Genomic DNA, 11,667 nt, shown 5'->3' with positions numbered 1-11,667 from the left:
CCGGCCCCGGTCGGTGGTCAGCGGCCGTGCTGCTTCTCGACCACGCGCAACTCGCCGGCCAGCTTGTCCAGCACGCCGTTGACGTAGCTGTGGCCGTGGTCGGCACCGAAGCGCTTGGTCACCTCGATCGCCTCGTTGATGACCACCCGGTATGGCACGTCGGGGCGGAACTTCAGTTCATACGCGGCCAGGCGCAGGGCCGCGCGCTCGATCGGATCGACCTGGGCCACCTCGCGGTCGATGTGCGGCCGCAGGACTTCGTCGAGCGCGTCGACGTTCTTCTCCACGCCGTGCAGCAAGTCCTCGAAATACTCCAGGTCGGCCACTTCCATGTCCTGCTCGTGGCGGAACTGGTCGATCACCGCATTCATGTGGCTGCCGCTGAGCTGCCACGCGTACAACGCCTGAAGCGCGCGGCGGCGGGCGCGCGAGCGCGCCTGCATGTCGATGCCCTGGTTCATCCGAGGTTCCCGTACAGGTTGACCATCTCCAGCGCGGCGATCGCGGCGTCGGCGCCCTTGTTGCCGGCCTTGGTGCCCGAGCGCTCGATCGCCTGCTCGATGCTGTCGGTGGTCAGCACGCCGAACGCCACCGGCACCCCGGAGCTGTACGCGGCCTGGGCCAGGCCCTTGGCGCATTCGCCGGCGACATAGTCGAAGTGCGGAGTGGAACCGCGGATCACCGCGCCCAGCGCGATCACCGCCGCGTACTTGCCGGAGTTGGCCAGCTTGTGCGCGGCCAGCGCGATTTCCCACGCGCCCGGCACGCGGATCAGGTCGATCGCATCGTCCTTGACGCCGTGGCGCACCAGCGCATCACGGGCGCCGGCCACCAGTGGTTCCACCACGAAGCCGTTGAAACGGCCGGCGACGATGGCGAAACGGCCCTTGGGCGTGGCGAAATCGCCTTCGATGATCTTCATTGCAGATTTCCTTGGTTGGACGCGCGGCCCAGGCAGACCGGGCATTTTACGGGTTTGCCGACGATCCTGCCCGTTTGGCTCCCTCCCCTGCTGCGCAGGGGGTTGGGGTGGGGTCCGCTCTTGATCTGAATGTCAAAAGCCTTACCCCCTCCCAACCTCCCCCTGCATGCAGGGGGAGGAGCAAAGCGCTCAGACGCCGGGCGGCAGATGCGGATAGCCGCCGAAGTTGAGCCGGGCCTTGCCGCCCGAGACGCGCAACCGCGCCGCCGCGCCAAAGGGCAAGGTGAATTTGTCCGGCTCGTGGCCGGTCGGCAGGCCTCCGATCACGGCCACGCCGCTGGCCCGGCGGATCTGTTCGAAACTTTCGGCCAGGCCGTAACCGTTGTCGTAGCCGCTGGGACGGCACTGGCTGAAGTCGCCCAGCACCAGCGCCCGTTGTCGCCCCAGCACCCCGGACAGGTGCAGCTGGTACAGCAGGCGTTCGATGCGGAACGGCGGCTCGCCAACATCCTCGACGAACAGGATGCCGCCGTCGATGTCCGGGAAATATGGCGTGCCGACCAGGCTGCACAGCACCGCCAGGTTGCCGCCCCACAGCGGGCCCTCCACGTCGAGTTCGGCGTCGGGCGCCGTGTTCCACTCGAGCTGCGCCCTGGGCGCACGCACGGTGTCCCAGAAATGCCGCCAGGTGAAATCGCTGGGCGTCGCCGCGCCGAAATCGGCGCCCAGCATCGGCCCGCTGAACGTGCACAGCCCGCTGCGCGCGTACAGCGCCAGCTGCACGGCGGTGAAATCGCTGTAGCCGACCAGCAAGGTGTTGCTGCCCTGCAGGCGCTCGCGCAGCGCGTCGTAATCCAGCCCCGCCAGCAGACGCGTGGCGCCGTAACCGCCACGGATCGCCAGCGCGATGTCGGGCAGCACGTCCAGCGTCGCCAGCGCATTGAGGTCGGCAGCGCGCTCGGCGTCGCTGCCTGCGTAGCGTTGCTCGGTGCGATCGAGCACTTCCAGTCCGTCCACCGTGCAACCTGCGGCCTGCAGGCGTTCCACGCCACGCGTCATCGCGGCGCGATCGTGCGGGTAGCCGGAAGGGGCGATCAGGCGGATGCGGGTTGCGGACATGGGCATGGTCGATGACGGAAAGCTGGATTATGCGGTCGTGGCATGGGCATTGCGTGGCAATGCTCGGCGCTTTTCCTACACGTATTCGACGACTTCCAGGTCGAAGCCGGCCAGGCCGACCAGCTTGCGCGGCGTGCCCAGCACGCGCAGCCGGCGCACGCCGAGATCGCCCATGATCTGCGCGCCCAGGCCCAGCTGGCGCCACTCCTGCTGCTGCGCATCTTCCGGGGCCTGCGTGCTGGGCTGGCGCTGCAACCTTGCCAGCAAGGCCTCCGGCGTGTCCTCGCCGGACAGCACCAGCAGTACGCCGCGATCCTCGTCGGCGATCCGGCGCAAGGCCGAGGTCACGGTGAGGCCGAGGTCGTCGCGCTTGAGATGCAGCACGTCGGACAAGGTGTTGCGCACGTGCACGCGCGACAGCACCGGCGCGCCGTCATCGACGGTGCCGCGCACCAGCGCGTAGTGCAGGCCGCGGCGGATCACGTCGCGATAGGCGATCAGCCGGAACATGCCGAACTCGGTCTCGACCATTTCGTCGTGCACCCGCTGCACCGTCTTCTCGGTTTCCAGGCGGTAGCGGATCAGGTCGGCGATCGAGCCGATCTTCAACCCATGTTTGGCCGCAAAGACTTCCAGTTCGGGACGGCGTGCCATCGAACCATCCTCGTGCAGGATCTCGATCAGCACCGCCGACGGCTCCAGCCCGGCCAGCGCGGCCAGGTCGCAACCGGCCTCGGTGTGGCCGGCCCGGGTCAGCACGCCGCCGGGTTGCGCGGTGAGCGGGAAGATGTGGCCGGGCTGGGCCAGGTCCTGCGGCTTCGCGTCGTTCTTCACCGCGACCTGGATGGTGCGCGCGCGGTCATGCGCCGAGATGCCGGTGGTGACGCCTTCGGCCGCCTCGATCGAGACGGTGAAGTTGGTGTGGTAGGACGAGGTGTTGTCGCTGACCATCGGCTTCAGGCCCAGCTGGCGCGTGCGCTGCTCGGTCAGGGTGACGCAGACCAGTCCGCGCGCCTCGCGCACCATGAAGTTGATGTCTTCGGGCCGCACCATTTGCGCGGCCATGATCAGGTCGCCCTCGTTTTCGCGGTCTTCGTCGTCGAGGATCACCACCATGCGACCGGCGCGGATGTCTTCGAGGATTTCGGGGATGGTGTTGAAGGGCATGGGGGGGGGTCCGGGAAGGTTTGATTTGATCGCGATAAATGAAGGAGTGAGTGAAGAGGAGTGAGAGGTGAGAGAGAGCCGCGGCATCGAGATGCTTTCTCTCACTTCTCACTCCTCTCCACTCACTTCTCGTCTTCAGGCGAAACCGTGTTGCTTCAGAAAATTTTCGTCCAGCCGCGGTGCCTCGCCGCTGGCCAGCAGCCGCTCGACATAGCGTGCGATCACGTCCACCTCGATGTTCACCGCGTCGCCGGCGCGGCGCGCGTGGAACGCGGTGTGCTCGACCGTGTGCGGGATCAGGTTGACGCCAAATCGTGACCCGGCGACTTCGTTGACGGTGAGGCTGGTGCCGTCGATGCAGACTGAACCCTTGGCCGCGATGTAGCGCGAGATCGTCGCCGGCACCTCGAACGTCCAGCGCTGCGAGCGGCCGTCCGGGGTGATCGACACCACCTTGCCCAGCCCGTCGACGTGGCCGGACACCAGATGTCCGCCGAGGCGGTCGGCCAGCCGCAAGGCCTTTTCCAGGTTCACCGGATCGCCGGCCTTCAGCTGGCCCAGCGAAGTCAGCGACAGGGTCTCGTTGGAGACGTCGGCACTGAAGCCGCGCGGCTCCAGCGTGATCGCGGTGAGGCAGACGCCGGAGACGGCGATCGAATCGCCGAGCTGCACATCGGCGAGGTCGAGGTCGGCGGTGTCGACATGCAGGCGCACGTCGCCGCCGCGCGGTTCGAGCCGCACGACGCGGCCCACGGTCTGGATGATGCCGGTGAACATCAGCGCGCCTCCGGCGGGAGGGCGGTGGATCGCATGGACGCAATGGCTTTCATGAAACGTATCCCGCATGAAGTTAAGCGAGTACGCCACAAGGCATCAGGCCAGACGCGCACCGGCAGGGGCGCGCGTCGTGCCGTCTTCTCTTTATCCGGACTGTGAGGAAGCAGTCGCCCGCTTCCAACCGTCGGCTCCGGAGTCTGACCGGATCTGCTGACCTTCCGGCCTGGCCGGAAGCGCTCGCGGGCTCGTTCCGAGGAACCTACCGCCGGTGGGGAATTTCGCCCCGCCCTGAAGACGCTGTGCATGGTTGCCGGCCGAGGCCGACGGCGAATTCTAGCACCGCGGTGACGGCGGGCCATACGCTGCCGGGTGGAATGCACCGTTCGCGGGCGCGCACGACGAAAAACCGGTTGCTGCAGACAAACCGGCGCCGGTCAGGTGGGACGCAGCCGCAACCGCCAGTCCGCGCCCAGCTGGCGCTGATCCTGCACCTTGAGCTGCCAGCGTCGCGCCATGTCGGCAATGGTGGGCAGTTGCAACAGCGGCCGGGCGCTGTCGCCCAGCAGCAAGGGTGCGATGTACAACAGCAGTTCGTCGACCAGCCCGGCGGTGAGCAGCGCGCCGCACAGGGTCGGACCAGCCTCGACATGCACTTCGTTGCAACCGCTGCCAGCCAGCAAGCCCAGCACGGTGTGCAGGTCGATCATCCCATCCCGCGTCGCCACAGCCATGCGCTCGACCCGGGCGAAGCGATCATCCGCGCACGATGCCGCGGTGCCATGCAATACGAGGGTCGGCGTCGAGCCGTCGAGCATGTGGCTGCCGGCCGGCGTGCGCAACTGGCGATCGAGCACCACGCGCAGCGGCGGCATGAACGGCTCGTCGTCCGGCAGGCGTACGGTCAACCGCGGATCGTCGGCCAGCACGGTGCCGCTGCCGGTGAGAATGGCCGAGCTGCGCGCACGCCAGCGCTGTACGTCGGCACGGGCGGCCTCGCCGGTGATCCATTTCGACTCGCCGCTGGCCAGCGCGGTACGGCCGTCCAGACTCATCGCCAGCTTCACCCGCACGAACGGACGGCTGCGTTCGATCCGGCTGAAGAAACCGACGTTGAGTTCGCGCGCCGCATCGCGCATCAGGCCGGTGTCGACGATGATCCCGGCGGCGCGCAACTTTTCGATGCCGCGGCCGTCGACTTGCGGAAACGGATCCTCCGCCGCGACCACGACGCGCGCCACGCCGGCGGCAACCAGCGCCTCCGCGCATGGCGGTGTACGGCCGTGATGCGCGCACGGCTCCAGCGTGACGTAGGCCGTAGCACCACGTGCGCGCGCAGCGGCCTCGCGCAACGCGTATACCTCAGCATGTGGCTCACCGGCGCGCTGATGGAAACCCGTACCGACCACCTCGTCGCCATGCGCGATCACGCAACCCACGCGTGGATTCGGCTGGGTGGTGTACAAACCGCGCTCGGCCAGGCGCAGGGCCTGCGCCATGAGGACATGATCCAACGCCGAGAACGTCATGCGCCGGCTATTTGCGCTTGCCGCCGCCGAGCAGCGGCAACTGCAGATCGGACAGGCCCGGCAGGTCGCGTTCCAGCTTCTCGATCTCCTCGCGGAACGCGTGCACGTCCTCGAACTTGCGATAGACCGAGGCGAAGCGCACGTAGGCGACCTGGTCGAGATTCTTCAGTTCGCGCATCACCAGCTCGCCGAGCTGGCGCGAGGGCACCTCGCGCTCGCCGCTGCGGCGCAGGTCGTTGATGATCGCGCGCACCGCGGCATCCACGTCGTGGCTGGCCACCGGCCGCTTCTGCAGCGCACGCTCGAAACTCACCCGCAGCTTGCGCTCGTCGAACGTCTCGCGCCGCTCGCCGCTCTTCACGATCGTCGGCAATTTCAGCTCGGCGGTTTCGTACGTATTGAAGCGCTCGCCGCACTGCGGGCACTCGCGCCGACGACGCACGGTGCTGCCATCCTCGGTAAGTCGCGAATCGATCACTCGGGTGTCTTCGTGCTGGCAGAAGGGGCAGTGCATGGTCAGTAAATGTCGGCCATCGTCTGCACGAAAGCACGCACGGCGGGCGGCAACCGTCCCTGCAAGGCGCCTCGCTCGTGCTGGAACAGGGTGGCGACGAAGAACGGATGGCCGTCCAGTTCGACCCCGCGTACTTCGTCCGCATCGTCCACGGCACAGACCCGCAACGGACCGTCCGCAAGCGCCTCACGCAAATCGGGACTCAAGCCGTAGCTGCAGTGATAGCCCTCGGTAATCTCATTGACGCCATAGGACCGCGCCAGCCGGGAGCCCTCGACCAGGTGCACGGCATCGGTCACCTCGACCAGCGAGCACAGCAGCGGCACGATGACCTGGCGCCGGGCCTGCGGCGCCGTCTCGGCATGCTCGGCGTCGGCCCAGCCGAGTACGTTGCGCGCATATTCGATCATGGCGTGCTGGAAACCGCCGCAGGTGCCCAGGAACGGAACATGTCGCTCGCGCGCCACCCGGATCGCCGCGAGCGCGCCGTCCATGCTGCGGTACGGACTGGCTGGCACACACCAGAGTCCATCGAACTCCGCCAGCGACGCGCCATCACCGACCTGTTCGGTCGGTACCCATATCGGTTCGACCGCCACGCCGCAGGCGGCCGCCGCCATGTCCAATGCCACCGGAATGGCGCGATGGGCGACCACTTCATCGTTGTGGTCACCGATCAACCCGACCTGAAGCGCGTGCATGCCGATGGCTCAGCCGTAGACCGGAAACTTCTTGCACTGCGCCGTCACCGCCTCACGCACGCGGGCGATCACCGCCTCGTCGTCCGGCGCGTCCAGCACGTCGCAGATCCACTGCGTCAGTTCGATCACGTCCCCTTCCATGTAGCCGCGGGTGGTGACGGCGGGCGAGCCGACGCGCAGGCCGGAGGTGACGAAGGGCTTGCGCGGATCGTTCGGCACGGCGTTCTTGTTGACCGTGATGTGCGCCTTGCCCAGCGCTTCCTCGGCCGCCTTGCCGGTGACTTCCTTGCCGATCATGTCGACCAGCATCAGGTGGTTTTCGGTGCCGCCGGAGACGATCTTGTAGCCGCGCTCGATGAAGGTCTTCGCCATCGCCTTGGCGTTCTTCACCACCTGGGCCTGGTAAGTCTTGAACGCCGGCTCCAGCGCTTCCTTGAACGCCACCGCCTTGGCCGCGATCACGTGCATCAGCGGGCCGCCCTGGATGCCGGGGAACACGATCGACTGCAGCTTCTTCTCGATCTCTTCGCCGGCGCCCTTGCTCACGATGATGCCGCCGCGCGGACCGCGCAGGGTCTTGTGGGTGGTCGAGGTGACCACGTGCGCGTGCGGCAGCGGGCTCGGGTACACGCCGGCGGCGACCAGGCCGGCGACGTGGGCCATGTCGACGAAGAACAGCGCGCCGACCGAATCGGCGATCTGGCGCATGCGCGCCCAGTCGACCACCTGCGAGTAGGCGCTGAAGCCGCCGACCAGCATCTTCGGCTGGTGCTCGGTGGCGAGGCGCTGCACTTCGTCGTAGTCGATCAGGCCATTTTCATCGACACCGTACTGCACCGCGTTGAACAGCTTGCCGCTGATGTTGACCTTGGCGCCATGGGTGAGATGGCCGCCATGGGCGAGCGACATGCCGAGAATCGTGTCGCCCGGCTGCAGCAGCGCCAGGTACACCGCCTGGTTCGCCTGCGAGCCGGAATGCGGCTGCACGTTGGCGTAGTCGCAGTCGAACAGCTGCTTCAGCCGGTCGATCGCCAGCTTCTCGGCCACGTCCACGTACTCGCAGCCGCCGTAGTAGCGCTTGCCCGGGTAACCCTCGGCGTACTTGTTGGTCAGCTTGGAACCCTGCGCTTCCATCACTCGCGGGCTGGCGTAGTTCTCCGAGGCGATCAGCTCGACATGATCTTCCTGGCGGCGGCCTTCATCGGCGATGGCCTTGGCCAGTTCGTCGTCGTAACCGGCAATCGTGCAGTCCTTGGGGAACATTCTGACCTCGTGAGTGGCGGGCGGGGAAGTTCGAAAGTGTAGCCCCGACGGGCGTTTCCGGCCACTGATGGCGTCCCGGCGCAGGCGTGGTTTGAATAATTGACTGACAGATATTGAAATCTGTCAGTCAATTGTCTAACATCGGCACGCGTCGAACGCAGCCCTCGGGCCGACCCGCCAACCGGCAACGGCCATCCCCTGCACTCGCGGCGGCGCCCGACAGCCAGCCCGACACCGCTGGGCACCTCCCTCCCTTCTTCGAGGACATCACATGTACGCCATCATGGGCATCACCGGGCAGGTCGGCAGCGCCGCCGCGAAGTACCTGCTGGAGCGCGGCGAGCGCGTGCGCGCCATCGTGCGCAACAGAAGCAGGGGCGCGGCGTGGGCCGCACGCGGCGCCGAGATCGCCGTCGCCGACTGGTCGGACGCGAAGGCACTGGCTGCGGCCTTCACCGGCGTCGAAGGCGTGTTCGTGATGCTGCCGGCCAACTTCGCTCCCGATGCGGACTTCGCCGAACCGCGCGCCCTGATCGACACGCTGACCGCCGCCCTGCGCAAGGCACAGCCGCCGAAGATCGTGGCGCTGTCGTCGATCGGCGCCCAGCAGGAACGCGACCTGGGCCTGATCACCCAGCTGCACCTGCTGGAACAGGCGCTGGACGCGCTGCCGATGCCGCGCGCCCACGTGCGCGCCGCCTGGTTCATGGAGAACCTGCGCTGGGATGTGCCGCTGGCGCAATTCGAGGGGCGGCTTGCCAGCCACCTGCAGCCGCTCGACCGCCCGATACCGATGGTCTCCACCGACGACGTGGGCCGCACCGTCGCCAACACGCTCGAGGAAACCTGGTTCGGTCGCCGGGTGATCGAGGTGGAGGGTCCGCGACGCTACAGCCCGCTCGACATGGCGCAGTCGCTGGCCGCCGTGCTGGAGCACGACGTGGAGACGATCGCGATACCGCGCGAGCAATGGGCGGCGCGCTTCGTGGACGAAGGCATGCCGGCCGATCGCACCGCACCGCGCATCGCCATGCTGGACGGCTTCAACAGCGGCTGGATCGGTTTCGAGAAGCGCTCGACGGAACACGTGTGCGGCCGCATCCCGCTGGGTTACGTGGCGGACGAACTCGTCTGCGCCACGCTCGATGTGCTTGAATCGGCGGCATGAACGACTCCGTCCTCACCCCCGAACGCATCCTCGCTGCCGCCGAGGACGTCCTGCGCCGCTATGGCCCCGGCAAGGCGACCGTGGTCGACGTGGCGCAGGCGCTCGGGGTCAGCCACGGCAGCGTGTACCGCCATTTCGCCAGCAAGGCGGCGCTGCGCGAGGCGGTCCTGCGCGGCTGGCTGGCGCGGTCGATGGCGCCGTTGCAGGCGATCGCCAACAGCCGCACGCCGCCGCCGGCGCGCCTGCGCCAGTGGTTCTCCACCCTGCGCCAGGCCAAGCGTGACAACGTGCTGGGCGACCCCGAGCTGTTCGCCACCTACAGCGCGCTGGCGGCGGAAGCGGGCGAGGCCATCGCCGAGCACAAGGGACGCATGCAGCAGCAGATCGCCTCGATCCTTGCCGCCGGCGTGGCCAGTGGCGATTTCCGCCAGCTCGATCCCGCCGCCACCGCACGAGCCCTGTTCGATGCCACGGCGCGCTTCCACTACCCGGGGCTTTCCCACCTCTGGGGTCAACCCGGCGAGGACGCGGCGTTCGCCCAACTGCTCGACCTGCTGCTGTCCGGCCTGGCCCCGGCGCCCGCTCCGCCACGACGGCGCAAATAGCCGGGTAGGCCTGAGCGGGGTCAGAGTGCCTTTTCGTCCTGACGAAAAGGCACTCTGACCCCTCCTCGCCTATAATGCGCGGTTTGGTGAATTCCCTTTCCGCGCCCGCCTGTCGGCGGCGTGGTGCCCGCTTTCGGAGGTTGCATGAGCTCGCAGTACATCTACACCATGAACGGTGTCAGCAAGATCGTTCCGCCGAAGCGGCAGATCATCAAGGACATCTCGCTCAGCTTCTTCCCCGGCGCGAAGATCGGCCTGCTCGGCGTCAACGGCGCGGGCAAGTCCACCGTGCTGAAGATCATGGCCGGCGTGGATACCGATTTTCAGGGCGAAGCGCGCGCGCAGCCGGGCACCAAGATCGGCTATCTGGCGCAGGAGCCGGACCTGAATCCCGAGAAGACCGTGCGTGAAGTGGTCGAGGAAGGCGTCTCCGTGATCCTCGACGCGCAGAAGCGATTGGAAGAGGTCTACGCCGCCTACGCCGAGGACGGCGCGGATTTCGACAAGCTGGCCAAGGAACAGGAACAGCTGGAAAACCTGCTGGCCGCCAACGACGCGCACGCGCTGGAACGCCAGCTCGAAGTGGCCGCCGACGCGCTGCGCCTGCCCGCTTGGGACGCCGTCATCGGCCCGCTGTCCGGCGGCGAGAAGCGCCGCGTGGCGCTGTGCCGCCTGCTGCTGTCCAAGCCGGACATGCTGCTGCTGGACGAACCGACCAACCATCTGGACGCCGAGTCGGTCGACTGGCTGGAAAAATTCCTGCACGACTATCCAGGCACCGTCGTGGCGGTCACCCATGACCGCTACTTCCTCGACAACGCCGCCGAGTGGATCCTCGAACTCGACCGCGGCCGCGGCATCCCGTGGAAGGGCAACTACACCGAGTGGCTGGAGCAGAAGGACGCCCGCCTGAAGCAGGAAGCAAACCAGGAAAAGTCGCGCCAGAAGGCGATCGCGAAGGAGCTGGAGTGGGTGCGTTCGGCCGCCAAGGGCCGCCAGTCCAAGGGCAAGGCTCGCCTGGCCCGCTTCGAGGAGCTGAACTCGGTCGACTACCAGCGCCGCAACGAAACCAATGAAATCTTCATCCCGCCGGGCGAGCGCCTGGGCCAGGAAGTGATCGAGTTCAAGAACGTCACCAAGTCGTTCGGCGACCGCGTGCTGATCGAGGACCTGTCGTTCAAGGTGCCGCCGGGCGCGATCATCGGCGTGATCGGCCCGAACGGCGCCGGCAAGTCCACCCTGATGAAGATGATCATGGGCAAGGAGACGCCGGACACGGGCGAAGTGAAGCTGGGCCACACCACCAAGCTGGCCTACGTCGACCAGTCGCGCGACGCGCTCGATCCGAAGAACAACGTGTGGCAGGAAGTGTCCGGCGGTTCGGACATTCTCACCATCGGCAATTTCGAGATCCAGTCGCGCGCCTACATCGGCCGCTTCAACTTCAAGGGCACCGACCAGCAGAAGATCGTCGGCAGCCTGTCCGGCGGCGAGCGCGGCCGCCTGCACATGGCCAAGACCCTGCTGCAGGGCGGCAACGTGCTGCTGCTCGACGAACCGTCCAACGACCTGGACGTGGAAACCCTGCGCGCGCTGGAAGACGCGTTGCTGGAATTCCCCGGCAGCGCGATCGTGATCTCGCATGACCGCTGGTTCCTCGACCGCATCGCCACCCACATCATCGCGTTCGAAGGCGACTCGCACGTCGAGTTCTTCCCCGGCAACTACAACGAGTACGAAGCCGACAAGAAGCGCCGCCTCGGCGACGAAGGCGCGCGGCCGCACCGGGTGAAGTACAAGAAGCTGGCCTGATCGCCTGCCTGAACTGGCGGCACCCTCGCCCGCCTGTCGGAAAATCGCGAACCCGCCGGATGTCGAACGGCGGGAAGATCGTTTGAAACCCTG

Annotated in this window: 12 protein-coding genes and 1 riboswitch; of the genes, 3 read left to right on the top strand and 9 right to left on the bottom strand. The window is 67.2% G+C overall.

Features of this window, described 5'->3' with window-relative positions; all coding sequences use genetic code 11:
- Positions 1-17: 17 nt before the first annotated feature.
- The 9 genes from nusB to glyA all read right to left on the bottom strand — a co-directional run bounded on the left by nusB (position 18) and on the right by glyA (position 7,989).
- Positions 18-461 carry a transcription antitermination factor NusB gene (gene nusB, locus ASD55_RS04475; protein ID WP_056763993.1) on the bottom strand — a complete coding sequence of 148 codons (444 nt, stop codon included), beginning with the start codon at positions 459-461 and terminating at the stop codon, positions 18-20.
- Positions 458-922, bottom strand: coding sequence for a 6,7-dimethyl-8-ribityllumazine synthase (gene ribE / locus ASD55_RS04470; protein WP_056717491.1), 465 nt, complete (start codon positions 920-922; stop codon positions 458-460). Before ribE ends, nusB begins: the two co-directional genes overlap by 4 nt.
- 189 nt (positions 923-1,111) lie before the next feature.
- On the bottom strand, positions 1,112-2,041 hold the full coding sequence (gene ldcA / locus ASD55_RS04465; RefSeq protein WP_056763991.1) for a muramoyltetrapeptide carboxypeptidase: 930 nt from the start codon (positions 2,039-2,041) through the stop codon (positions 1,112-1,114).
- A gap of 75 nt (positions 2,042-2,116) precedes the next feature.
- A complete protein-coding gene (ribBA, locus tag ASD55_RS04460; RefSeq protein WP_056763990.1) occupies positions 2,117-3,208 on the bottom strand; it encodes a bifunctional 3,4-dihydroxy-2-butanone-4-phosphate synthase/GTP cyclohydrolase II in 1,092 nt (363 codons plus the stop codon).
- Between the two features lie 135 nt (positions 3,209-3,343).
- Positions 3,344-3,985: a riboflavin synthase gene (locus ASD55_RS04455; RefSeq protein ID WP_056763988.1), complete on the bottom strand. Its 642-nt coding sequence runs from the start codon at positions 3,983-3,985 to the stop codon at positions 3,344-3,346.
- 131 nt (positions 3,986-4,116) lie between these two features.
- Positions 4,117-4,285, bottom strand: a riboswitch (FMN riboswitch).
- A gap of 134 nt (positions 4,286-4,419) precedes the next feature.
- Positions 4,420-5,481, bottom strand: coding sequence for a bifunctional diaminohydroxyphosphoribosylaminopyrimidine deaminase/5-amino-6-(5-phosphoribosylamino)uracil reductase RibD (gene ribD, locus ASD55_RS04450; protein ID WP_056763987.1), 1,062 nt, complete (start codon positions 5,479-5,481; stop codon positions 4,420-4,422).
- Between the two features lie 37 nt (positions 5,482-5,518).
- Positions 5,519-6,025, bottom strand: coding sequence for a transcriptional regulator NrdR (nrdR, locus tag ASD55_RS04445; protein WP_056763985.1), 507 nt, complete (start codon positions 6,023-6,025; stop codon positions 5,519-5,521).
- Between the two features lie 2 nt (positions 6,026-6,027).
- Positions 6,028-6,726: a CTP synthase gene (locus ASD55_RS04440; RefSeq protein WP_056763983.1), complete on the bottom strand. Its 699-nt coding sequence runs from the start codon at positions 6,724-6,726 to the stop codon at positions 6,028-6,030.
- Between the two features lie 9 nt (positions 6,727-6,735).
- On the bottom strand, positions 6,736-7,989 hold the full coding sequence (glyA, locus tag ASD55_RS04435; RefSeq protein WP_056717484.1) for a serine hydroxymethyltransferase: 1,254 nt from the start codon (positions 7,987-7,989) through the stop codon (positions 6,736-6,738).
- Positions 7,990-8,260: 271 nt separating this feature from the next.
- Here glyA and ASD55_RS04430 point away from each other — a divergent pair, with 271 nt between their 5' ends.
- The 3 genes from ASD55_RS04430 (at position 8,261) to ettA (ending at position 11,574) form a co-directional block, all read left to right on the top strand.
- Positions 8,261-9,157, top strand: a complete 897-nt coding sequence (locus ASD55_RS04430; RefSeq protein ID WP_056763982.1) for an NAD(P)H-binding protein — start codon at positions 8,261-8,263, stop codon at positions 9,155-9,157.
- Positions 9,154-9,762, top strand: a complete 609-nt coding sequence (locus ASD55_RS04425; RefSeq protein ID WP_056763980.1) for a TetR family transcriptional regulator — start codon at positions 9,154-9,156, stop codon at positions 9,760-9,762. Before ASD55_RS04430 ends, ASD55_RS04425 begins: the two co-directional genes overlap by 4 nt.
- 144 nt (positions 9,763-9,906) lie before the next feature.
- Positions 9,907-11,574 (top strand): energy-dependent translational throttle protein EttA, encoded by a 1,668-nt coding sequence (gene ettA / locus ASD55_RS04420; RefSeq protein ID WP_056717481.1) that lies wholly within the window; start codon positions 9,907-9,909, stop codon positions 11,572-11,574.
- The last annotated feature ends 93 nt before the right edge of the window (positions 11,575-11,667 follow it).

It is taken from the genome of Rhodanobacter sp. Root561 (assembly GCF_001427365.1).
Taxonomy (GTDB): domain Bacteria; phylum Pseudomonadota; class Gammaproteobacteria; order Xanthomonadales; family Rhodanobacteraceae; genus Rhodanobacter.
The sequence above is the reverse complement of the archived record's forward strand: the minus strand, read 5'-3'. Positions and strand labels throughout refer to the sequence as shown.